Origin of the sequence: Desulfovibrio inopinatus DSM 10711 (assembly GCF_000429305.1) — a bacterium.
Classification (GTDB): domain Bacteria; phylum Desulfobacterota; class Desulfovibrionia; order Desulfovibrionales; family Desulfovibrionaceae; genus Alteridesulfovibrio; species Alteridesulfovibrio inopinatus.
This window is the reverse complement of the sequence record NZ_AUBP01000005.1, coordinates 239,913-264,701: the sequence shown is the minus strand read 5'-3', so window position 1 is coordinate 264,701 and position 24,789 is coordinate 239,913. Positions and strand designations below refer to the sequence as shown.

Annotated in this window: 19 protein-coding genes; 14 read left to right on the top strand and 5 right to left on the bottom strand. The window is 49.4% G+C overall.

Annotated features, from left to right (window positions below):
• The first annotated feature begins 116 nt into the window (after positions 1-116).
• Complete coding sequence (locus tag G451_RS0105745) at positions 117-632, top strand: adenine phosphoribosyltransferase (RefSeq protein WP_027183500.1); 516 nt, start codon at positions 117-119, stop codon at positions 630-632.
• Positions 633-777: 145 nt separating this feature from the next.
• On the top strand, positions 778-1,524 hold the full coding sequence (gene mtnP / locus G451_RS0105740; RefSeq protein WP_027183499.1) for an S-methyl-5'-thioadenosine phosphorylase: 747 nt from the start codon (positions 778-780) through the stop codon (positions 1,522-1,524).
• Between the two features lie 72 nt (positions 1,525-1,596).
• On the opposite strand, the gene G451_RS27875 is transcribed toward mtnP, so the two are convergent.
• A complete protein-coding gene (locus G451_RS27875; protein ID WP_034640889.1) occupies positions 1,597-2,673 on the bottom strand; it encodes an AI-2E family transporter in 1,077 nt (358 codons plus the stop codon).
• A 116-nt stretch (positions 2,674-2,789) separates the two neighbouring features.
• On the opposite strand from G451_RS27875, the gene G451_RS27870 reads away from it, so the two are divergent.
• The 10 genes from G451_RS27870 to moaC all read left to right on the top strand — a co-directional run bounded on the left by G451_RS27870 (position 2,790) and on the right by moaC (position 17,833).
• Positions 2,790-3,818: a rhomboid family intramembrane serine protease gene (locus G451_RS27870; protein ID WP_051261199.1), complete on the top strand. Its 1,029-nt coding sequence runs from the start codon at positions 2,790-2,792 to the stop codon at positions 3,816-3,818.
• Between the two features lie 396 nt (positions 3,819-4,214).
• Positions 4,215-4,721: a PH domain-containing protein gene (locus G451_RS0105720; protein ID WP_027183498.1), complete on the top strand. Its 507-nt coding sequence runs from the start codon at positions 4,215-4,217 to the stop codon at positions 4,719-4,721.
• Positions 4,722-4,989: 268 nt separating this feature from the next.
• On the top strand, positions 4,990-5,709 hold the full coding sequence (locus G451_RS0105715; RefSeq protein ID WP_034640886.1) for an ABC transporter permease: 720 nt from the start codon (positions 4,990-4,992) through the stop codon (positions 5,707-5,709).
• A gap of 49 nt (positions 5,710-5,758) precedes the next feature.
• Complete coding sequence (locus tag G451_RS0105710) at positions 5,759-6,523, top strand: ABC transporter ATP-binding protein (protein WP_027183496.1); 765 nt, start codon at positions 5,759-5,761, stop codon at positions 6,521-6,523.
• A complete protein-coding gene (locus tag G451_RS27865) occupies positions 6,504-11,468 on the top strand; it encodes an FtsX-like permease family protein (protein WP_051261198.1) in 4,965 nt (1,654 codons plus the stop codon). Before G451_RS0105710 ends, G451_RS27865 begins: the two co-directional genes overlap by 20 nt.
• 38 nt (positions 11,469-11,506) lie before the next feature.
• Positions 11,507-13,483 (top strand): DUF6785 family protein, encoded by a 1,977-nt coding sequence (locus G451_RS0105700; RefSeq protein ID WP_027183495.1) that lies wholly within the window; start codon positions 11,507-11,509, stop codon positions 13,481-13,483.
• A 51-nt stretch (positions 13,484-13,534) separates the two neighbouring features.
• Positions 13,535-15,490: an OPT family oligopeptide transporter gene (locus G451_RS0105695; RefSeq protein WP_027183494.1), complete on the top strand. Its 1,956-nt coding sequence runs from the start codon at positions 13,535-13,537 to the stop codon at positions 15,488-15,490.
• A 275-nt stretch (positions 15,491-15,765) separates the two neighbouring features.
• Positions 15,766-15,984, top strand: coding sequence for a DNA-directed RNA polymerase subunit omega (rpoZ, locus tag G451_RS0105690; RefSeq protein ID WP_027183493.1), 219 nt, complete (start codon positions 15,766-15,768; stop codon positions 15,982-15,984).
• A 3-nt stretch (positions 15,985-15,987) separates the two neighbouring features.
• On the top strand, positions 15,988-17,109 hold the full coding sequence (dnaJ, locus tag G451_RS0105685) for a molecular chaperone DnaJ (protein ID WP_027183492.1): 1,122 nt from the start codon (positions 15,988-15,990) through the stop codon (positions 17,107-17,109).
• 247 nt (positions 17,110-17,356) lie between these two features.
• On the top strand, positions 17,357-17,833 hold the full coding sequence (gene moaC / locus G451_RS0105675; RefSeq protein ID WP_156921527.1) for a cyclic pyranopterin monophosphate synthase MoaC: 477 nt from the start codon (positions 17,357-17,359) through the stop codon (positions 17,831-17,833).
• Positions 17,834-17,904: 71 nt separating this feature from the next.
• On the opposite strand, the gene hisF is transcribed toward moaC, so the two are convergent.
• The gene (gene hisF, locus G451_RS0105670) at positions 17,905-18,684 is read right to left on the bottom strand and encodes an imidazole glycerol phosphate synthase subunit HisF (RefSeq protein WP_027183490.1); all 780 of its coding nucleotides are present in this window, start codon (positions 18,682-18,684) and stop codon (positions 17,905-17,907) included.
• Complete coding sequence (gene hisH / locus G451_RS0105665; RefSeq protein ID WP_027183489.1) at positions 18,674-19,315, bottom strand: imidazole glycerol phosphate synthase subunit HisH; 642 nt, start codon at positions 19,313-19,315, stop codon at positions 18,674-18,676. The genes hisF and hisH overlap by 11 nt, the downstream gene beginning before the upstream one ends.
• A 111-nt stretch (positions 19,316-19,426) precedes the next feature.
• On the opposite strand from hisH, the gene rfaD reads away from it, so the two are divergent.
• Positions 19,427-20,410, top strand: coding sequence for an ADP-glyceromanno-heptose 6-epimerase (rfaD, locus tag G451_RS0105660; protein WP_027183488.1), 984 nt, complete (start codon positions 19,427-19,429; stop codon positions 20,408-20,410).
• Between the two features lie 3 nt (positions 20,411-20,413).
• Here the strand turns inward: rfaD and mutL are convergent, their stop codons facing one another.
• Positions 20,414-22,378: a DNA mismatch repair endonuclease MutL gene (mutL, locus tag G451_RS0105655; RefSeq protein WP_027183487.1), complete on the bottom strand. Its 1,965-nt coding sequence runs from the start codon at positions 22,376-22,378 to the stop codon at positions 20,414-20,416.
• A 151-nt stretch (positions 22,379-22,529) separates the two neighbouring features.
• Between mutL and alr the strand changes: the two genes are divergently transcribed.
• Positions 22,530-23,654, top strand: a complete 1,125-nt coding sequence (gene alr, locus G451_RS0105650) for an alanine racemase (RefSeq protein ID WP_027183486.1) — start codon at positions 22,530-22,532, stop codon at positions 23,652-23,654.
• Positions 23,655-23,665: 11 nt separating this feature from the next.
• Here the strand turns inward: alr and corA are convergent, their stop codons facing one another.
• Positions 23,666-24,769 (bottom strand): magnesium/cobalt transporter CorA, encoded by a 1,104-nt coding sequence (gene corA, locus G451_RS27860; protein ID WP_051261197.1) that lies wholly within the window; start codon positions 24,767-24,769, stop codon positions 23,666-23,668.
• Between the last annotated feature and the right edge of the window lie 20 nt (positions 24,770-24,789).

Here is a 24,789-nt window from a genome sequence, read left to right as displayed (position 1 = left end):
CTTTATTTTCAATGTATTATACTGCTTTTTGTCGTCTTTGTCTGTCTTGACGAAAGTGCTGAAAAAATTTATCAATTTTTTTCTTTTTGACAAGCGCATCGTGAAGGAGTCACATTATGGATCTGCGCGCGTACATTCGCGACATTCCCGATTATCCCAAAGAAGGGATCGTATTTTTTGACATCACCCCGTTGCTTGGTGATGGTCCGGCGTTTCGCCATGCTATTGATAAAATGGCTGAACAATTCGAGGCCCAAAGTCCGACAAAGATTGTGTGTGCGGAAGCACGTGGTTTCATCTTCGGGTCGGCATTGGCGTACACCATGGGGATTGGTATTGTTCCGGTACGCAAGCCGGGAAAATTACCGTATAAAACGCGTTCCGTTACCTATGATCTCGAGTATGGCACGGACACATTGTGTATTCATGAAGATGCTCTAAAAAAAGATGATCGAGTACTTGTTATTGATGATCTTTTGGCGACAGGCGGAACCTTGCAAGGGGTTTTGCAACTGATTGACCCGTTTCAATCGGATATTGTCGGTGTTGGTGTTCTTGTTGAGCTTGGATTTCTTAAGGGACAAGGACGTCTTAACGGCTATGCGTGTTCCAGCGTGTTGACCATCGATTAAAGTTTCATTGGCAATTCCTGTATTCCTGCACCAGGAGATCGACTCCTGACGCGATATCTTTCCATCCATTGCCCAGGCATCAATGTGGTATCGATCGTTGTATCGTTCCATGATGTCTGAGGCCCGACCCCCCCGGAGACAGACCATGGCGCAAATCGGCATTATTGGCGGTAGCGGCCTTGATAATCCTGATATTCTCGAAAATGCGCATGACGTGGAAGTGGATACCCCGTTCGGGGTTCCCAATTCCACCTTACGTAAGGGCACCATTTCCGGAAAAAATGTTGTTCTTTTAGCTCGGCACGGCCGATGCCACACCTGTCCGCCGACACAGGTGAATTATAGGGCAAACATTGCCGCGTTGAAAGAGGTAGGGTGCACGGCGATTCTTGCGACAACGGCCGTGGGATCATTGCGAGAAGAGATTGACCGGGGCCACCTTGTTATTTTAGATCAATTTATCGACTTCACCAAACATCGCATCAGCACATTCCACGATCGTTTTCCGCCGCATAATCCTGTGCATACCCCAATGGCTGAGCCGTTTGACGAGGGATTGCGTCAACGCCTTATTGGCTCGTGCAAAAAACTCGATATCACTCATCACGAGCGAGGAACCGTTGTCACCATCGAGGGGCCTCGATTTTCGACGCGAGCCGAGTCAAATATGTTTCGGTTGTTTGGAGCGGATGTGATCAATATGAGCATTGCCACTGAAGCGGCACTGGCCAATGAGGCCGGCTTGCCATATGCGGCTGTGGCCATGTCGACGGATTACGACTGTTGGAAGCTCGACGAAGCTCCCGTAACATGGGACGATATTCTTCGTATTTTCAAGGAAAATGCAGAAAAGGTAACGTCTGTTCTTATCGATACCATTGCATCAATCTAGTTTATTCTCATTTGGCAACGCGGACGAAAAGGCGATATCGTCTTTTTGTCCGCGCTGTTCTTTTCTTGTATCTTATCTCTTTTCGTTGAGAAAATCTCCATACTCTTCGCTGTAAATAGACAGCATAACCATCGCTAGGCTGAGAATAAGCGGGCCATAGAGCAAACCCAATGCGCCAAAAAGTTGAAGTCCGCCGATGATGGCTAAAAAGACGTAAAAGACTGACATCTGGGACTGACCTTTCATAAAATAGGGGCGAAAGAATGAATCGATGCTTGATATGACAAGCATACCCCAGATGATGAGAAATATACCGGATTTCCAGTCTCCGGTAAGTAAGAGATACAGCGCACATGGACCCCATACAATAGCGGTGCCGACGACGGGAATAAAAGAAGCAAACCCCATAATGCTTCCCCAAAAGAGTGCCGGAACGCCGACGAGAGCCAAGCCGATGCCCCCTGCAATTCCCTGCAACAACGCAATGATGAAACTTCCCAAAACGACAGAACGGGCGACGTTGTTCAGTTTGGCGATAATCCGGTCTTCTTGACTCGCATGCAATGGAGTGAGGTGGCGAAGCCGTGCAAGCATCTTTTCGCCATCTTTAAATAAAAAGAATAAGGTAAACACGAGAATGGCCGACTTCATGACGATATTAGCCATATTTCCAAGAACAACGGTGCCGGAATCAAGAAGTGTTTGACCATATTTACGTGTTAATTCAAGAAGTTCTGACTGAATATTGAATTGGCTAAAATCAATGAATGGAAGACGTTCTTTAAGAAAGTCCAGAGGAACTTTGATAAACTCTTCATGTTGAAGCTGATTAAGATCAAAGGTCGAGAGCCATGCCTGGAAGGATACGATGGATTTCGCCGCCTGGCTAACAAGCGCACTGAAAAAGAAAAATAACGGTATGATAAAACAAAGCACGATAATGGAAACGGTGGCGAGGGCGGCCAGTGATTCATGCCCGTTAAATCGTTGACGTAATGTGGTGAAGAGTGGGTAACACAATGATGCCAGCACAACTCCAATGATAATGATATTGAGAAAAGGCTTGAGAACAAGCAAAGCCATATACAACGAAGCCAAAAGCATGGCGACGAGAAAAAAAGAATAAAGCCGTTCGTTGCGTGTATTCATGGGGTTGTACTTTTTCGATGCCGGGGCTACCGGCTGAGGTTGAAAACGAAGAACGCACCGTGTCGTTCGACATCATGGATTATATATCTTCTTACCTTTTGACATACGAAACGTAAATGCCTGTGAGAAAAATCATCGCCTTTGCTTCCAACGATAATGAAAAAAATATTGACGGCAACGCGTCCGAGCGAAAACGCTTTCGTTTTTCGCTGTTTCGGCCTCGTCGCGTCGATATTGTTCCTCTTGTTTTTGCCAATCCGGAAACCCAAGGCCTTGACGCTCAAACGGTGAAAGAGTGGTCCTTGGTTCTCACAGCCAGACATCTCGAACACGAAATCGAGGATGCTGCTGACGGCTATGGCATCTTTGTCCCTTCATGGCTAGTGAAGGCTGCTGTGCGCGAAATTCGTCTGTATCGACATGAAAATGCCGCGAAAGCACGAGAAGATACACTTCTCGCCATGCCGAAGACGGTCTCCAATACTCAGAGTGTGCTCGGGCTTTGGGCCGCGGTGACAGCTTTTTTTATTATTACCGGGGCACCAAGCCATGTCTTGGGGTATGACATTGATTGGAAATCCATAGGATCCGGCGATACGGCCGCGTTCCTTCTCGGTGCATGGTATCGTGCTGTAACCCCTTTATTTCTGCATGCCGACGTTGCTCACCTCTTTTCCAATGTGGCTACTGGTGCGGTTTTTTTGACAATACTTTGTCGTCATGTCGGAATTGGGACGGGATTTTTTCTCAGTTTGGCCACAGGGGTGGCCGGCAATGTCATGAAAGCGATTCTTCAAGGCCCTGGACAGCATTTCATTGGCGCATCAACAGCCGTTTTCGGTATGGTAGGATTACTCGGCGGACTTTTTGCCATGGCGACACCGGTTCGGTTCTCACGCAAAAGCCTGATTCCACTTGGTGCTGCATTGACATTGCTGGCGTTTCTCGGCTCTGGAGGAGAAGAGTCGGCTGGAATTGATCTGGCAGGGCATGCGTTGGGATTTGCCGCAGGCATCATACTGGGATTGGCAGAAGGAATGCGTCAGCGTCGATTCGGTCGAACGAGCTTTTCAATGGATATGATTCTCGGGATATTGGCTTTGGGAATCACGACGGCGGCATGGACCGCCGCCGTGTTGGGCTGAATTATTCCTGCTTGTTGTCATCTTTTCGGGGCTTGTGGGACTGCAAACTGCACTCCCGTTTAATAGGACTTCAACCGTTTGCTCCAATTTTGGGAAAGAGCAAATTGAAGGCGAGGAATACAACCCCGAGAACGATGAGAAATGATAAAACCTCCGTCATACACACTCCTTTGCCGGCATTTATGTTGCCGCTAACAAGAAACATATGTCCGTCTGTGGTGTAAGGCAATGGGGGGGCAGACGACATCGATAAGCTGTTTCCATGGATTTCGCGATATACGATGAGAATGCTTTGAAATTTGATTTCATATACGATAAAGACCTGAGTCGACGCAATGAGCGTATGGGCATGGAGTAGAGTGGGATTTTATATTTGCATGCAAGAGGTGAAAAACTATGGCAAGCCTGAAACGGCTGTTGTTCGGCAGCGAAACGGTTGAATATAAAACTGGAAAGCATTGGGCTGTTTTTTTCAAGGCGATTATCTTCGTTATTATTGCGTATTATGCCATCGATAGCCAATCGTTTCTCTTGGCCCATCTCAGCTTTACACCTCCTGAAGAATTCAAAGATATTTTGCCGAAAGTCATTCTGTGGGCGGTTCGTGTCTTATGCTATGGTGTAGGGGTGGTCTGCATCATATGGGCATTTTCTTTGCTCCTGACTTTTTTTACCATCAGAATTGCTCTGACAGGGAAGCGTCTTATCCACAACGACATATTGTGGGGATCCATGTCCGTCGACCTAACGAAAATAGAAAGTGTGCGTTCCGAACCAGGCCTTTTGGGTGGCATTCTCGGGTATGGGAAAGTAATTCTCAATTCGTCAGGCGGCCAGCGTATTACCATGAAAAATATCATTCGACCTCATCTTTTAGAGAAAGCAATCTTCGCTGTGAAATAAAGACAATAGTAACTGACCTGCGTGGTCAGTGTCACAAAATTGATCATTTCATCGGCCCCAAAATTATGATATATGGTATTATAAGGGTAGAAACTCCATAAACTGCACAGAGCGATAGCCTCTGCGCAGACATGAGTATGCAGTGTTGTGTGCATTGCGTCGGACTCGATTTGGAGATGGTGTGCAGAGAGCATTATGGAGTTCAATGGAAAGGCGGGTTTCTGGACACTGTATGCATCCCAACAGTCTGGCTTGATGAGGCGATGACATGGCAAAACCGGTTCGGAAGAGGATTTTTGAGGCTGAATCGACTGATGTAGCTCGACAGGTTGTCTTGCCATTTCAAAAATCCCTTGAAATTAGCATCAAAAGCCTCAAGGTCCGTTTCTTTCGATCATTGATCACTGTCGCCAGTTTAGTGCTGGCCGTTGCTTTTCTCGCCTTCATTCTTGTCGGAGCCAATATTGTCACCGGTATTGCTGCGTCCGGTAATCCTGATTTTATACGGATGCTGCATGATGCTGGCTATGACATTTCTTCTCAGGCTGCTCGTCTGGCTGGGGATATACCTCTCGCCGCAACCACGTCCAAAGAACGCTGGATTGTTTTTCTTTCTCTTCTTGTGTGTACCGTCGGTATTATCAACGCCCAGCTCATGGCAGTGACAGAACGATTTCGCGAGATCGGCACAATGAAATGCCTCGGGGCTCTCGATAGTTTTGTTCTCCGCTTGTTTTTGCTCGAAGCAGGTATGCAGGGCGTGGTTGGTTCAGTTGCGGGCGCGTTCATTGGGCTTGTTTTCGCTTTACTTGTCGCGCTGATACGTTTTGGTTTTACTGCCACATCACATGTATCAACTATGGCGATTCTTATGTCACTCGGTCTCTCTATTGTCATTGGAGCTGTTTTGAGTTTAATCGGGGTATTTTATCCGGCCGTTGTTGCCGCCAGAATGCGACCTGTCGAAGCCATGCGTACAGAGGGGTAATTCGTCACATGCAGTCGCCAATCTGGTTTTACTGTCCAAGGATGCCTTCATGAATCAAAGCCAGCATAACATTGTGCGCGTTTCCAAGGTGACGAAATCCTTTACGATGGGAAAACTTGAGGTCCAAGCGCTTAAAGGTGTCGATCTCACCATTCGATCCGGTGAGTATCTTTCCATCATGGGGCCGTCCGGTTCGGGAAAAAGTACATTGTTCAATATGATCGGAGGATTGGACAAACCGACGACCGGAAAAGTCTTTATTGACGAAGTCGATATTGCGCAACTCGATGCATATGAACTTGCATGGTTGCGTAACCGGAAGATCGGCTACATTTTTCAAACGTTCAATCTCATCCAGGTCATGACGGCATTGGAAAATGTCACGTTACCCATGACATTTGCCGGCATGCCGGTCGATGCGGCCACGGATAAAGGGTTAGCGCTCCTCGAACTTGTCGGTCTTCGCGAGCGTCATTCCCATAAGCCGCAGGAATTGTCCGGAGGACAACAACAACGCGTAGCCATTGCCCGGTCATTAGCCAATGATCCGTCCATTGTTTTGGCTGATGAACCCACCGGAAACCTTGACCTGAGTACGGGTGAGGAAATTATCACGCTGCTCAAACGGTTATCCACGGAACGAGATGTTACCGTTATTTCGGCCACCCATGATTACAAGATGCTCAACGTCTCGGATCGTGTCGTTTGGATTCGCGATGGTCTTGTTGACAAGATAGAAGGTCGTGAACAACTCGACATTTCCGTCGGCACCATAAGCGCCAAGGACAAATCTGATGCAGCCAGTCCCCAATGACCTGATGAGCGCCCCATTCCATCAGGAGGGGACATCCCGCTGGCGGGACTCACTCGGTATACGTCGTTGTATGTGTGCAGTGTTTGTGCTGATGTTGTGCGTGGTGTTGAGTGCGCCTTCGTGGGCTGCTTCGTCTCTTGCATCCCTGGCTTCCGGAAGCGGAAATTCCGTTGAAAAGCTCGTACAATTTGAGCATGGTGTTATTGAGCGGCTGGCGGCTCTCGGGCCTCGGGTAACGGGAACGCCTGGCTGTGAAAAAACTGCCGATATCATCTCCGAATTTTTTCAAGAACTCGATATGGGAGACGTTGGACGTCAACTCTATCGTGTTCCGGTCACGAGTCATGCCTCTGCCACCATCTCCGTCAACGGAGGGCCGGCATTACCCATCGCTCCCACAAATCTCAATGCTGTCACCCCGAACGCAACCGATGCCAGCGGCATTCGTGGGCATGTCATATATGCGGGGAGTGGTGCCTATGCAGAGTTCAATGGCAAAGCTGTCAAAGACGCCATCGTACTTTTGGATATCGATTCAGGAAAAAACTGGATCAATGCTGCACAACTCGGTGCTCTTGCCGTCGTGTATGTTGATGCCGGCGTTGATGGTAAACCAACATCCAAGGGATATTTCGACGATAAATTCGAACTGACTCCCATTCGTTTTCCTCGTTTTTGGATGACACAGGAACGTGCTCGCGAACTGTTCGGAGATTATCATCAGCTTGCTGATACCGTAGACGCGACACTTACGGCTGCGGCCAACTGGCGTGATGTTGCCGCCGAGAACGTTTTTCTCTTTATCGAAGGAACCGATAAGACTCTGGGTGAGCAGGCCGTTATTGTCGATGCCTTTTATGACACCTCGGCGTATGTTCCGGGGCAGGCTCCCGGGGCTGACCAGTCGGCATCATTGACCGCACTTCTTGATCTCGCCGTTCAACTGAAAGTATCCCCACCAAAACGCTCTGTTCTCCTTGTTGCTGCGTCAGGACAGTGGCAATCCATGGCCGGATTACGGGAATTTATTTCGGCTATTCGTATCAAAGGAAAAGAACTCCGTGAGGAAGAACGTTCCTTGCGTCGTACGGTGAATCAATACAAGGCGACGCTGGAGGCTCTTGAAGCGTTGTCGAAGTCGGATAATCCCGCTTCTTTATTGGGCGACCCGGCGATCAAGGATGCATTCGATGTTTCGATAAAAGATCAGGTCGATTCCATTACCTCCGAACTTATGCGTTTACGTCTCGTGCAGCACGAGACTCACGCCGAACAGATTGAAGCACTTGGTTTGAAGCGTCGGTTGTTACGGAGTTTGAGTTGGAGCGAAGATTTATCCCGTGTCGATGCGAAGGGACTTGCCGTTTTGAAGGCGCTCTTACCGGAAACACGTTTGCGTTATAAACAGGCATTGAAGGATGCGAAAGTTCAACTCAAGTGTGTCAGGTCGGCAAAAGGTATTCGTCGTGGTATCGCTCTCAAAGATATTGTGGCCAGTACGTCGTTGTATTTATCCAGCCACGGAAATGGTGTAGGCGCTTTCAACGATGGTTGGGCTTTTGATTTGTTGCCACGCGCCAGTCGTCCACAGATCTATGGCGGGATGTCACGTCATCTGAATATGGTTGTGAATGCGATGCATGATCAAGGCGGCAAACAGGCAGAACTCGCCGGACTGTATCGTGATGGGTTGCGTCAGAGCCGAATTCGTCCATGGCAGACATATTTTGTCGACAATCCCATGATGGGCGGAGAAATTAGTGCGTTGTCGGGGATAATGGGGTTTACCCTGGCGACGGTAAACGATGCCAGGCCATTGTGGGGAACGCCGTCCGATACGCCCGACCGCGTCAATTACGCTGTATTGGCAAATCAAATTTTGTTGGTTCGCCAACTCGTTTCAAGTCTTGCCAATGACCCACTGGACCTCGGTGACCGACGACCGCGCAATGTGTATTCGACACTGACCGGTCGAGCCATGTTCATCCGTCAGGGGGAACTTTTTCCCGATAAACCCGCCCCGGGAACGTTGCTCCTTATTTTTCAAGACAAAACTCGATTTTATACCATGGTTGAGAGCGATGGAACGTTCCGGTTAACTGGTGTTTCAAGTAAAAAGCTCACCGTGCATAAGCTGATTATTGAGGGATATCGTTTCAGCGACGATACAGGGAAAACCATCTGGGCTATCGATAAAAAGCAGACAGGCAAGGCAAATTATCGCATTAAAATGTCGCGAACAAACATGGAAACCGATCTTATTATGTTTGGTTGCCGACAAAGCACGCTGTTTTCAACATTCGATCCGCGCACCTTTCGTTATTTTACAAAGATAAACCTCCTTGATGCACGGCGGGAAGCGCCGCCGCTTCGTTCCTGGTTTAGCCGGCTTGATACCCGCGATTCCACCATTTTGAGTGTGTTTCTGGAACCGTCGACGGCATACAAACTCATTTTATCCGATACGGTGCTGACGAAAAAAATGTTGTTGCTCGGTACAACTCCACAAAACCCGCAAGGCAGAGGATACAATGTGGACGATTGGCCCATATTGACCAAGACCGAGTACATGGCGGCGAAAGATATGTGGAATCTTTTAGCGCCGCGTATCAAAAATCTTGAAGACAAGGGCATTTTCAATCAACGCGTCAGTGATATGAAGGCTGAAGGGGAACGTCTGCTTTCCCTGGCACACGATGCCTGGATGGCGAAACGATATGATGACTTCGTTGCTTCGGCACGTCAGGCATGGGCCGTTGGGACTCGCGTTTATACCGATGTGGAAAAGACGCAGCATGACGTCCTTATGGGGGTGTTGTTCTATATTGCGTTGTTTGTTCCCTTTGCCTACTGCCTGGAGCGAGTGCTGTTCAGTTATGCCGACATTCACAAGCGCATTCTGGCATTTTCTGGCATCCTCGCCGCTGTTATTGCCGTTATCTATCAAGTGCATCCGGCGTTCGAACTGACATACAGTCCGCTTGTTGTCATTCTGGCCTTTTTCATTATTGGCCTGTCGGTCATGGTGTCACTGATTATTTTCATGCGTTTTGAGCAAGAAATGATCAATTTGCAGAATCGGGCCAAACACGTCACCACGTCGGAAATCAGCAAACTCAAAGCCTTTATGGCCGCATTCGCTATTGGGGTGAGTAACCTCCGTCGGCGGAAGGTGCGAACCGCGTTGACGTGCACAACGCTTGTTATTTTGACCTTCACCATCATGAGCTTTACGGCCGTAAAAAGCGTGCGCGAAGAAGGCGCTGTGCAATTTAAAAGTGAAGCGCCATATCGAGGCATTCTCATCAAAGACGTTTCCTGGAAAACATTGCCTCCCGAGGCCAAGTCGGCGGTTTTTGACATGTTTTCCGATAATTCCCGTGTATCGCCAAGAGGATGGATGGAGCTGAAGAGCCGTACCGATCCGGCTTTGGTTCGTGTCCTTGGGCACACTGGAGATGAGACCGCTCAAAGTGTCATTGGTCTTGGTGCTGCGGAACCCAATGTCAGTGGCATCGGCAAAGCTTTGACAGCCGGCCGATGGTTCACGGAAGCTGAACGCAACGTCGCGCTGTTGCCGGATACTATGGCAGAGCGTCTTGGTATTCGTCCTGGTGTTCCTGGTGCAGATACCATCTCCTTGTGGGGAATGTCGTTTCAGGTCGTTGGCACATTCTCCGGGACACAGTTCAATGATTTGCTTGATCTTGATGGAGAGCCGCTCACGTCGGTTGTATTCCCAAGCGAAAGCGCTTTAGAGGTAACCGAAGTCGAGCAGGACGCTATCGAGTCAGGTGAGGACGTCCGTTCGTTCCAAAGCCGGTATCAACATCTCGACGCTGCGCAAACCGTCGTCATTCCCTTTGAGACGTTGTCGACATTGGGTGGACAGCTTAAATCCATTGCGATTTCATCGCATGGGCTAAATCGCGCAGAGGAAACGGCCTTGGCGACGCGTTTAGCCGATCGCTTCGGCTTGACCGTGTTTAGTGGCGAAAGCGATGGAGCCTATGTCTATTATACGGCTGACGCACTGAATTATTCCGGCGTACCGAACATCATCATTCCGCTTATTATTTCCATGTTGATCGTGTTGAACACGATGATCGGAAGTGTGTATGAACGCAAACGCGAAATCGGGGTCTATACGGCCGTTGGATTGGCACCGAGCCATGTCGCTTTTCTTTTTATTGCCGAGTCACTTGCATTTGCCGTCATGAGTGTGGTTCTCGGGTATTTAATTGCTCAGATTTCGGCGGGATTACTTGCTGGTACCTCTATGTGGAGCGGCATGACAGCCAACTATTCTTCGTTGGCCGGTGTCGCGGCCATGGTATTGGTCATCCTTGTCGTGCTGGTGTCGGTCATCTACCCCTCCAAAGTGGCTGCTGACATCGCCATTCCCGACGTGAATCGGTCGTGGACACTGCCCGAACCGGTCAATGATACCATACAAACAAAGTTGCCGTTTCTTATGCGTATTCGAGAGCAGGCCTGTGCAGCCGGCTTTCTTTATGAATATTACAAGGCACATCACGATATTTCACATGGTCTTTTTTCGACGGATAACATTGCATACGACATGGTATGCCCGTGGGAAGGAGCGGGAGCAGAGGCACATCCTAAGGAACGGCATTCCGAATTTCAGGAGCTGGAGCATTGTCTTCGCGTGACTGGTACCGTGTGGTTAGCGCCGTTTGATTTTGGTATCAAACATCAAGTAACAATTATCTTTACCCCGGCAGAGTGGAACCCTGGTTTTATGGAAATTGATGTGGAATTGACCCGGTTGGCTGGGGAGTCCACCATGTGGTTGCGACTGTCCAAAGGCTTTTTGCATAATTTGCGGAAGCAGCTTCTCGTTTGGCGTTCCATTACAGAAGAGGCTCGTGAACATTATGAACAGATTTTGGAGAAAAATCCTCCCGTCCGAAGCTCAACCTGACGGGCAAGCATCCCTGACGGGATCTGGAATGTGAGACCATGCATACCGTGATCCGGCTGCGCGCATTGCTTCTTGGCGTTGTATTAGGCGTTTTGATTTGTTTAGCAACGCCTTACAACAACTCGTACCTTACGGCCACGCTTTTGGCCGGGGGCCATTTCCCCTTGGCTCCTTTTTTTATTTTGGTTTGGTTGACCATCATCATGGCGCTGTTGACCAAGTTTTTTCGCGGTTGGTCTCTTTTTACCGGATTGGAATTACTTGTTTCCTGGGTACTTATGGTGGTGGTGTCGGGGATTCCTTATACTGGGTTGGCGAGAACTTTTTTTGTCAATCTGACTGCGCCAACGCATTTCGCCACGCTTGGGAACCGTTGGACTGAAGCGTTAGGACCTCTTTTACCCAAAGCATGGTATCCCAATAGTCAGGAGGCGGTGGAGTCTCTCTACAATGGCCTCAAAGGCGGGTATTCCATGCCGTGGACGGAGGTCATTTCCAAAATTCCATGGGATGCATGGCTTCCGGTCCTTGGTACCTGGGCTATTTTTATTCTCTTATGCTATTTTGTCATGGTGTGTTTGGTCAATCTGTTCTCGCGACAGTGGATTTCCAATGAACGCATGAATTTTCCTTTGTTGACGTTGCCTCGGGTGATGGAAGAAGCGCTTGATGAAAAGCAATTTTTCCATTTTTTATCGGATAAATACCTCCTGACCGGCATTCTTGTTCCTGTTGTGCTGCACACAATCAATGGTTGGGGATTTTATGATCCTTCAGTTCCAACCGTGCCAACGTTGATTCTCGCTGGTCCGTATTTTCCTGGGACCGGTCTTTTTTCAGGATTTTCCAAACTCAAAATTTATATTTATCCAGCGTTTATTGGTTTCGCCTATATGACAGCTCGTCAGATTTCATTCAGTTTTTGGCTGTTTTATCTGGCCGGAGGCCTGTTGTTCGGATTGTTGTCTGTCGTTGGCTACCAGGTTCCGGCGTCTGCGTTAGGCGTGACGTTTGGCCCGACGTTACAACGTCCGGAAGAAACACAGATGATTGGTGGATATATTGTATTTTTTCTGTTCCTTGTCTGGTTGGCACGCTTCCATTTGCTTGATGTGGCGCGCCGATCCATTGGCATGGGACGAGCACAAGCTCTTGAGACAGAATGGTTCTCGTCGAGATTGTCGTTTTGGGGCGTTATTCTTGGTGGGGCCGGTCTGGTGGCGTGGTCGGTCTGGTTCGGGATGTCGCTTGTGGCGGCTGTGTGCCTGATGCTCATGTTTTTTATCTTCACCCTCGTTGCGACGCGTGTCATTTGCCAAGGGGGGATCGCCTATTTCACACTGACTGCTGCGCCGATCGACGGGATTTTGGCCGGTACCGGCTCCGGTTTCTTTTCAGGCGTAGGGTTGGCCATGGCCGCTGTTATGCAGAAAGTGCTTTTTGTCGATCTCCGTGAATCCCTTATGCCATCGCTACTTCATGCATCTAAAGTGAGTGAACCGGTCAAAAACAAGCGCATGATGTTTGTCGGTATTGCGGTTGCGCTTGTTCTTGGAGTGACAGCCTCGTTCGGCGCCTTCTTGTTTATCGGGTATAAATACGGATTTCGCGATCTGCAGCTTGATTGGGAGATTGGCACCGTACAGCATGTCTACGACAATGTGCAGCGCCTCATTGAAACGCCGGCCGGACCCAATGAATGGGTTGTTGGATTTGCCATTGTCGGGGCCATCGTTATGCTGCTTCTACTCATTTGTTATCAGCGGTTTTATTGGTGGCCCATTCATCCCATCGGCTATTTGACAATGTACAGTTCCGCCATGCGTATTCTGTGGTTTAGCTTCGTCGTAGGGTGGATGTGTAATCACCTGACGCTACGGTATGGAGGCGTGACGTTGTTTCGCCGACTCCGGCTTTTCTTTATAGGACTTGTGCTCGGGGATTTTCTCATGGGCGGCACGTTCGCCGTGATCGGCCTTTTCATGGACCAAAGTTATCAGGTTCTGCCCAACTAACGGGGAGCCAGTTCTATAATGCGGCATCTCCCCCAAGGCAACGGATAGGCAATGTACGACGATAAGGAACTCAAAGAGTATCGGGATCTTCTACCGGCGCCAGACCATTTCGAAGAGGGCTTCGACTGGAAGACTATCGTCGGAGCCGTTTTCATCGGCTTTCTCATGATGCCGGGGAGCATGTATCTCCAGCTCGTTATCGGTTCCGGTATCGGACCGGCAGCGCGTTGGGTGACGATCATTCTCTTCGCCGAAGTCGCCAAACGAGCCTATACCGAACTCAAACAACAAGAAATATTTCTGTTGTATTATATGGCTGGAGCAGCGCTTGCTTCACCGTTTCAAGGATTATTATGGAATCAGTACCTCGTTCAGTCTGATGCTGCCAAAATGCTCGGCCTTGTCGAGTATATCCCCCTCTGGATCGCGCCACAGCCCGGTTCGGAATCGCTGGTTGATCGGACGTTTTTTCATAGCGATTGGATGATCCCTATTCTGTTATTGGTTGGTTCTCAGATCATTCAACGGGTGGATCATTTCGGCTTGGGCTATGCACTGTACCGCATTACATCCGATGTCGAGCGCTTACCATTTCCTATGGCTCCGGTTGGGGCTCTCGGGACAATGGCACTGGCGGAATCGACCGAAGACAAGAAAACCGGCTGGAAGTGGCGCGTTTTTTCTGTCGGAGGGATGATTGGCCTTGTCTTTGGGGCGATTTACGTCCTGTTCCCCGTTATTTCAGGACTTATCTTCACCTCGCCGGTACAACTCATTCCGCTTCCTTGGGCTGATTTTACGTTGAATACCGAGGATTGGCTTCCCGCGGTGGCTACCGGTATTCAGCTTGATCTCGGTCTTGTTTTTATTGGGATGGTGCTGCCGTTTTGGGCGGTCATCGGTGGTTTGGCCGGGTTCCTTATAACGGTCGTGGCTAACCCCATTTTATACAAGCACGGTATATTGCATCGTTGGCATCCGGGAATGGGCACCGTTGAAACCCTCTTTGCCAATAATTTCGATTTCTACATGAGCTTTGGGATTGGCCTTGGTCTCGCGATCGGGGTGATCGGCGTGTGGCATGTGGCCCGATCCTTTGGAAAGGGGAGTGGAGTTAATGCATACAAAGCGCTTTTTACGGACAACAAAAAGCGTGGTGATATTAATTTTTGGGTTTCAATAGGCATCTATGTCTTATCCACTATCGGCTATATTTTGCTTTGCCTCTGGCTTGTACCGAATTTTCCTTGGATATTCTTTGTCGTGTACGGTTTTCTATACACGCCAATTATTTCCTATATCACAGCCCGTATGGAAGGGATCGCCGGGCAATTCGTCAGCCTTCCTCTGGTGCGAGAGGCAAGCTTTATCGCGGGAGCCAAGTTCTTTGGGTATTCAGGGATAGAGATTTGGTATGCGCCGATTCCCATTCACAACTATGGAAAAACCGCGGTTGATTTTCGGGAAATAGAACTCACCGGAACGAGTCTCCGTGGTGTCATCAAATCGGAGATTGTTGTCTTTCCTGTTGTTATGGTCGCCAGTTTATTGTTTTCACAGTTCATTTGGCAACTTGCACCCATTCCTTCTGCTAACTATCCCTATGCTCAAGAATTGTGGCATTTGCAGGCGTTGAATACACTGCTTATGCAAACGTCCACTCTGGAAGGAAATTCTCCATTCTTTCAAGCGCTCAATGGATATTATATTAGTGCTGGGCTCGGGTTTGGGCTTATCACGTATCTTATTCTTATGATTTTTGGCCTTCCCGTTTTGCTTGTTTATGGCGTAGTCCGTGGTTTGGGCCAAAGCATTCCGCATGGTCTTATTCTGGAAGTCGTGGGCGCCTTGCTTGGACGATATTATTTCCTCAAAAAGTATGGAAAAATGTGGCGGCAATACGCTCCCGTATTATTAGCCGGCTTTTCATGCGGTATCGGTCTCACGGGGATGTTTGCCATGGGAGCGACGCTGATTCTCAAGTCGTTGGGGCGACTGGCATATTGAATTGTGCGCACGTATGCTTGAGCGAATCGATTTGAGGGAGATCTTGCATTTGACAAAACATTTGACCTGTGTGTATATAAAAGGTTTGTCTAGCCTGTTTGGCAGTTTTTGCATTCCGCACGGCTCGTCAGGGACAACGTGATTGGCTCAAAAATTCCCCTTGGGGACTTGACTGATCGACTTTACGCATTATCCAAAACACGTTGTGAGAAGTGAAGAGCCCTGGCGGCGTTTCTTTTTTTTACATTGAGATTTTACGTATATCAGGAGGCCGCATGGCTCGTATTACGGTGGAAGATTGCCTGCAACAAATCAACAATCGTTTCCTCATCGTCCAAATGGCCATTAAACGCGTGAAGCAATACCGTGACGGGTATTCCCCGCTGGTTGACTGCAAGAACAAGGAAATCGTTACGTCCTTGCGCGAAATTGCTTCCGGGAAGGTTCTTCCGACGGAGTATTTCGAGGAAACCGGAACGACATCCAGTAAATAGCGTATGTCTAAGAGCGATTATTACGAAATTCTTGGTGTTGCCCGGGAAGCATCGGACGATGAAATCAAAAAAGCCTATCGGCAAATGGCTTTTAAATATCATCCCGATAGAAATCCCGACGATCCTGATGCTGAGGCCAAGTTTAAGGATGCGGCGGAAGCCTATGAAATCTTGCGCGACCCGCAAAAGCGGGCCCGATATGACCGTTTTGGCCATGAGGGGATGAACGGTTCTGGGTTTGATGGCTTCCATTCTGCAGATGATATTTTTGGCGCATTCGGCGATATTTTCGGTGAATTTTTTGGCTTCGGCCAGCAGGGTGGACGTCGTGGAGGACCACGACCTCAGGCCGGTTCTGATTTGCGCTATGACCTCACCGTGACGCTGAAAGAAGCGGCGACTGGAAAAGAAGTCGAGCTCAACATTCCCAAAAACGTTTCCTGCACAGAATGTGATGGCACTGGTGCGAAACCTGGATCGTCTCCTGAAACCTGCCGGCACTGCGGCGGCGCAGGGCAGGTTCAACAGAGCCAGGGGTTCTTCCGTATTGCCATCACCTGCCCCATATGCAATGGCCGGGGTACTGTCATTACGGACCCGTGTCCCAACTGCAAGGGAAATGGGGTCACGCGAGAAACGCGTAATTTAAGTGTCCGCATTCCGGCCGGGGTCGATAATGGCAATCGCTTGCGATTGCGCGGAGAAGGGGAGCCCGGTCAATTCGGTGGACCTGCCGGCGACTTGTACGTTGTTATTCACGTCGAGGAAGACAAGACATTCCGTCGCCAGGGTCAGAACTTGATTTTGACGACAGAGATTTCGTTTGTCCAAGCGATACTGGGCGACAAGATTGAAGTCCCCACGTTGGATGGTACGGAAACCATGGATATTCCGAAAGGAACCCAGAGTGGTGAAGTCTTTTCGCTTCGTGGATATGGTATGCCTCACCCGGGACTGTCACACAGTGGAGATTTGCTTGTTGAAGTTATCGTGAAGACTCCACGTGGTGTCAGCAAAAAGCAAGAAGAACTGTTGCGAGAATTTGAAGCCCTTGAAGAAGAAAAAACTTCAAAGAAAGTCAAAAAGTTCTTCAAGAAAGCAAAAGAAAAAGTCATGGGCAATTAACCCTGCCCCTCGTACGATATTGGCCTCGCAAGGGAAAAACCTTGCGAGGCTTTTTTATGCAGTTTACTATCCGTCCTCTTGAGGTGTGGGAATATTTTGTATTCATTATAAGAGGGAATGCCGGGAGCCATGGTGTAGAATTTGAGGCTCCTTGCAAAGGTGAGAGACTTCACGGCGTGGTCGTTACAACGTGTCCTGCTGTGTTGTTGGATGAGTATTATCACATGAGTTCATGAAGGAGGCGAGTATGCCGCACTTTTCTCATATCGACGAAGATGGCCGAGCGCAAATGGTTGATGTCGGCGAGAAAACGATTACACGCCGGGTAGCTATCGCCGGCGCACAAGTTGTTGTATCGAAAGAGACATTTACGCTTCTGAAAGAGCAAGCTCTTCCGAAGGGAGACGCACTGACAACGGCGAAAATCGCCGGGATTCTGGCTGCGAAACGGACAGCAGATCTTATTCCGATGTGTCATCCGTTAGCACTGAATTTTGTCGATGTGCGGTTTTCCCTTGATGAGACAGCCTGTCGCATTGATATCGAAGCCGAGGCGCGCACAGAAGGCAAAACAGGTGTTGAAATGGAAGCCATGCACGCGGCCACGGCTGCTGCGTTGACCTTATATGACATGTGTAAGGCTGTGCAGAAGGATATTGTTATTCAAAATATTCGACTGCTGTACAAAAGCGGTGGAAAGAGCGGAGTGTTTACCGCGAAATAGATAATTCTCGTCTGAGCAAGACGAAAGTGTGTCTGTAAAACGGAGCCGGTATGATGCCGGCTCCGTGCTTTTTACCAGATGCGTCGAACTTTAACGCCTTTATCAGCCATATAATCTTTGATCTGAGGAATGGTGTATTCCCCGTAGTGGACAATGGAGGCAATAAGAGCTGCCGAGGCTTTGCCTTCGGTGACGGCATCCACCATATGCTGCGGCGAACCGGCACCACCCGAAGCGATAACGGGAATACCCACATTCTCGGAGATGAGCCGCGTCAGATTGAGTTCATACCCATCTTTTGTGCCGTCGGCGTCAATGGAATTCAGGCAAATTTCGCCGGCTCCAAGGGCTTCAACGGTTTTGGCCCATTCCAGCGCATCCATTCCCATGGCTTTGCGGCCGCCGTGAATGACGATTTCGTAGCCGGAGGGAATGGTTTCAGTCACAGGAACGGCTTTGACGTCCATGCCGACCACGATGCATTGGGAACCGAATGCGGCCGCCCCCTGACTGATGCAGTCGGGGTTTTTGACAGCAGCCGAGTTGACAGAAATCTTTTCCGCACCGGCGAGAAGAACGGCACGCATTTCTTCCACCGTCGAGATACCACCGCCAACAGAGAACGGAATAAAAATAGTTTTGGCGACGCGCTCTACGACATCGATCATGATGCCACGCCCTTCGGCCGACGCTGTGATGTCATAGAATACGATTTCATCAGCGCCCTGTTCGTAGTACATCCGAGCCGTTTCTACAGGGTCGCCGATGTCGACGTTACCTTTAAATTTAATCCCCTTCGTTAATCTGCCGTTGCGAACGTCCAGACAGGGAATGACGCGCTTACTGAGCATCGGTCGTCTCCAGGCAGTATTTGTAGAAATTGGAAAGGAGTTTGAGTCCAGGGCGGCCACTTTTTTCCGGGTGGAACTGAACAGCCCACAAACCACGCCGACCATGAACCGAGCAGAATCGAGCACCATAAAACGTCGTGGCGAGAACATATTCCGGTTTGGGAACGGGGTAGTAACTATGGACGAAATAAAATTCCGATTCCGGGTCTACGTCGTCAAAAAGTTCGCATTTCTTTTGGAGCTCGACGCGGTTCCATCCCATGTGGGGTACGCGGATGGGGTCGCCTTCTTCGTCCTTGAGAGCACGGTTGAACATGGCACATTCACCGGGAATAATGCCGAGAGTTTCGGTATCGTTCTCAGGGCTGTAATCAAGAAGTATCTGACAGCCAACACAGATACCGAGCAGGGGTTTGCCGGCTTCAATTTGTTTTTTCAAAATGGAGTCAAGCCCGGTACGCTCTAATTCGTCCATGGCTTGGCCCGCCGCCCCGACACCGGGAAAAACGATCCCGTGGGCGTTTTCCACATCGTTTAAAGAGGCCGTGATGGCGCAGGGAATTTCCAGGTAATCCAAGGCACGTTTGACACTCGTCTGGTTGCCGGCCTTGTAATCGAGAATCGCGAGCATTATATCCTCCTTACAGCTGGCGCAAGTAGTAAATATTTTCAAGCAAGGCAAGTTTCTTCACGAGATATACTTATTCGCGATCACATAAAAACGGAAAATAGGGGAGCGTCAATGATTATTGTAACCGGCGGAGCCGGCTTTATCGGCAGTGCCGTCGTTTGGAAGCTGGCCCAGGAAGGAATTGAGGACATTCTTGTTGTCGATAATCTGGGCGAAGCTGGCCCGCAAGGGAAGTGGAAAAACCTCGTGAATCTGCGATATGCAGATTATATACATAAAGCTGAGTTCCTTCGACGTCTTGAGACAAACAATGATGCCTTTGCCGCAACGGCTGTGATTCATATGGGAGCATGTTCGTCAACAACGGAGACCAATGCTGAATATTTGATGAACAACAATTTCAAGTACACGAAAGCTGTTGCTCAGTATTGCTTGAAAAATGATATTCGATTGATCAATGCTTCTTCGGCTGCGACATATGGCGATGGGGCTATGGGGTTCGATGATGATCCGGATGCGCTCGATCAACTTCGACCGCTCAACATGTATGGATACTCCAAACAACTCTTTGATCTTTGGGCGCAACGCAGTGGTGTTCTCGGCCGATTGGCCAGCCTGAAGTTTTTCAATGTGTTCGGCCCCAACGAATACCACAAGGGAGACATGAAAAGCGTTGTGTGCAAGGCCTATCACCAAATTAAAGAAACCGGTGCTTTGCGGTTGTTCAAGTCCTATCGTGAGGATTATTCCGACGGTGGGCAAATGCGTGATTTCGTCTATGTGAAGGACTGTGTCGATGTCATGTGGAAGCTCATGGAACATCCTGATATCAATGGTATATTTAATGTTGGTTCGGGGCGCGCCTCAACGTGGAATGAACTCGCTGCAGCTGTATTTTCCGCCATGGATTTGGATCCTCATATCGTCTACATTGAAATGCCCGAATCACTGCAGGCCAGTTACCAGTATTATACCAAGGCCAACATGGAGCGATTGGCATCGGCATTGGGTAAATATACACCGACGCCACTCCATGAGGCCGTGGCGGATTATGTTCAGATGTATTTGAACTCTGGAGATCCCTATCTTGGTTGACTCTTAGGGCTTACGCTTGAACATCTTTTCGAGATCAAGAGCAGACATCCCGACCATGACCGGACGACCATGTGGGCAGTAGCGCGCATTGGCGCACTGCCCCAACGCCTCCAAGAGTGCTTGAGCTTCGTCTTTGGCCAACGATGAACCAGCTTTGAGGGCCGCTCGGCAGGACAACATTTTCCATACTTCTTCCAGCCCTTCGATTTTCTCTGCAGCCATGTCTTTCAACACAGCTCTGGCTTCGGCTGGTTCAAGTGTCGTCGGGATTGATGAGAGGACAACTGTACCTGGACGTGATAAATCCAGTCCAAATCCGATTTCCGTCAGCGTCGGCCACAATCGTTCAAGAGCCTGTGTTTCGGTTTGATGGAGTGGTATCTCCAAAGGAATGGCCAGTGGTCGTGAATCGCCTTTTTGACGGCGTTGTTTCATGGATTCAAAAAGAATGCGTTCGTGCGCAGCATGTTGATCAATGAGAGCCAAGCTGTTGTCCGGTGCTCGCAAAACAAGGTACGTATCACTGATTTGTCCAAGATACGTATACCCGGTCAGTGCGTGTTGTGATGATGGTGCTGGGCCATCTTCCTGAACAGGTTGTGGTGAAGCTGCGTCGTGGGCTTGCTGGACAGGAGCGTCGTCTTCCACGATGTTTTGCCAGGTTTGTTGCGGAGTGTATGTCTCGTGAACTGCATCGCTGCTCTGTGGCGGTACGGGCGATGAGGCGTACGTCTGAGGCGGTGTCGAAGGGGACAAAAAGTCCTGCGTTTCTTTCTCGTCTCGATATGGCGGTGTTGTCTCTCTTCCAGAATTCGTCCGGGTCAGCTGCTCATATTCGGCAAACGTTGCGAATTTTGCAAAGGGATTCCGGGGTGTCGGACGTTGAGGAGTCGTGTTCCCAGACAGGGACTGGTGATGAGACACTGGTGGTGATTGGGGCGGTTGAGAAAACGCCAAGGCACCCGATGTTCCCTGTTCCAAGGCTCGCGAGATGGCATGATGCATAAAACGGAACAAACGCGACTCATCACGAAAACGCACCTCCGTTTTGGCTGGATGAACGTTGACGTCGACCTCCTTCGGGTCGATGGTAAGAAAGAGCGTGGCTTGCGGATATTCTCGGCTCAATAAACGTCCCTTGAATGCATCCCGAAGTGCACGCAGGAGCACTTTGTCGGCCACACTTCGTCCATTGACGTAAAAAAGTATTCTATCCCCGCGTGCCTGCGCATTTTCCGGACGTCCAACAACACCGTGTAATCCCAGATCATCATCTGTGAAATCGACTGGAACAAGGCCTTCGACAACACTGGGAGGCCATATTTCCGTCAGTCGGGCCTTGAGAGAATCGGTTTTCGGAAAAAACAATGCTTGTCGTCCACCGATGTTCAAGGAAAACGCGACATCCAAGCGCGTGAGTGCGAGACGTGTAAAGGCGTCCTGGCAACGTCTGTTTTCTGTAGCGGGGCTTTTCAGAAATTTGAGGCGGGCTGGCATGGCGCCAAAGAGGTCACGGACTTCAATGGTTGTTCCGCGTGGGTGTGCTGCTGGTCCGGTTTCGGTATCTGTCCCATGTTCTGATGCGTAAAATGTCGCGTCCTCTTGGCCGTCCGCCAAGGAAACCATACGGAATCGGGATACCGAGGCGATACTCGGTAAGGCTTCGCCGCGAAATCCGAAGCTCGTTATCGTGAACAAATCGTCAATATGTGCAATTTTACTTGTCGCATGACGTGTTACAGCCAACGGCATGTCATCGGCGGTGATGCCTGACCCATTGTCTTGAATGCGAATAAGCGATCGTCCTCCATCATCAATGGTCACGTCGATACGATCAGCTCCGGCATCCAGACTATTTTCCATAAGTTCTTTAATAACACTTGCAGGTCGTTCAACGACTTCGCCAGCCGCGATCTGGTTCTGTAAGTGTTTCGGGAGAACATGAATTTTTGCCGGGGGTTGCGGCATATTTCCTCCAATTGTATCTTGCGTAATCTTGGTCAGTTGGAATACACAAGATTGGCTAGGGCAATATCGTGTACGTTAATTTATTCGGCCATGGCCTGAGTGTTTGCAAAGAAGAAACCTGGGAGCTTCCCCCAAAAAAAGGCGACACAGTGTGACTATTCCTTACAACTATGTGACGGTAAGCGTCCATCTTGACAGAATTATTCGCAATTACAACCGGTTCGCACAAAATGGCCCCGTGATTCCTGTCATTAAAGCTGATGCGTATGGGCATGGCCTCTTTCAGGTTGCGGCTGTGCTTGATGCAGCCGGAGCCGAGATTTTTGCTGTCGGCTCCGTGGAAGAGGCCGTCAGCTTACGCGATGTTTATCCACAAAAGCGCATTCTTTCGTTGTTGGGACCAATTCTTGCGAGTGATTATGATCTTGTCTGCCAACATGACATTCTTTGTTTTATTCACCATTTCGAGCAAATAGCCAAATTGGGGGAAGCCGCACGTGCCAAGGAGCGGAAACGTCCCGTGGATGTTGCGCTCAAGTGGAATACCGGCATGAACCGCCTCGGTTTTCGACCTTCTGAGGCTCCTGCGGTTATCAATGCGGTACGCGAGGCCGGATTGCAACCGGTCATGGTTTCCTCGCACTTGGCATGCGCTGATGATCCAAATGCTGCTGAGACGGTTAAAGAGCAAGCTGCAGCATTTACCGTCGCATTGCATGCATTACGCCATGCAGGATTTCCAGTGGTGGGAAATTTGGCCAATTCTGCTGCCGCATTGGCGTATCCTGAATTTGCTTTTGATCACCGCCGGGTCGGCATTGCCTTATACGGAGGGAATCCGTTTTGGCGTACCTCGCACGAGACGCTCGGCCAGGATTTAGAATGCGCCATGGAAGTCGCAACGCGCATTGCATCGGTACATCCCTTGCGTGCTGGTGAATCGATCAACTATGGCTACACTTTTACCGCCAAAACGGACATGACCGTTGCGATTGTGGCCGCTGGATATGCCGACGCTTATCCCCGGAGTGTATCCGGTAAAGCCTGGATGGTCTGGAACGGCAAGCGGGTACCTGTGCTTGGTCGTGTGTGTATGCAATTATCGGCCGTTGATGTGACAGGACTTGATGGTGTCTCTCCTGGTCAAAAAATTATGCTTCTTGGCGGCGGCGGAAAGGCCGCTATCAGCGCCGATGAACTCGCAAGTTGGTGGGGGACGATTTCCTATGAAGTCATGTGTCTTTTGGGGTTGAACCCACGGGTTTACGCAGAGTAGAAGGGCATTGCTCACGAGTCGTCATTCTCGATTTTCGGGGCAAGCCAGCGCTTACCCTGAAAAAAAAGAAACAGACCGATCGTAATGGAGCCCATAAGGGCAACTACGAGAAGGTAACCATATTTCCATTTGATCAAAGGCAGATTGTCGAAGTTCATCCCGTAAAAACCAGTGATGAATGTCAGCGGAATAAAGATGGTTGCGACCACCGTCAATACTTGTCCTATCTGTCCCATATGGAGATCTGTTCGCGTCATGTAGACGCCGAGCATTTCCCCAAGCATTTCCCGAAGCGTATCCACGGCTTCGATGATCTGGAGAACGTCTTGTTGAATATTGCCCATAAAAAAATAGGATTCCTCGTTACGATTTTCCAAGTTTTCTTTGAGTAATCGTCCGACAACCTCGCGTAAAGGCCACAAGGACTTGTGGAGAAAGAGAACTTCACGTTTCAGTTTGTAAATGGCGAAGAGCGTTTGTTCATCCTGTTTTCCGAGGAGGTGCTCTTCGATCTTCTCGATGTCTTCCGTCAGTCGTCCAATAGTGACAAAATATTCGTCAATAATGGTGTCAAGCAGGGCGTAAATCAGTTGATTCATGCCGAAGGTCTTGAGGCGCCCTGTGCCCGCAAGGTGACGCTCCACCATCGTATCCCAAATATTGTGGCTGCTTTCTTGAAATGTCAGGATGAAGTCGTGATTGAGGATAATGCTGACTTGTTCTGCTCGAATGAGTTCTGCTTTTTCATCATAGCTGAGAACGCGAAGAATGATGAAGACATGATCTCCAAACGATTCTGTCTTTGGGCGTTCCCCAAGTGTGACAATATCTTCCTGGATGAGTGGATGGAGATGAAAATGGTTGGCAATCTTCGTTATAAGCGCCTGATCGTGAACACCATTGACTTTGATCCAGTTGATTGTCCCAGCTTGTGGCAATGAGGGAAGGTTTTGGTCTCCATCGCACTCGATGCGGCTGACTTCGTGCGTTTTGTAGGCGTAAGCGCAGACAGAGGGAATAAAGTCGGTCTCGACGGTGGAATGGGTCGGTTGGCCGAACGTGGTGTTTGTACCAGTTTTTTTTCCTGTCTGATGCCTGAAGCGGCGCAGTAGCATTGCAGCCTCCGGAAGGTATC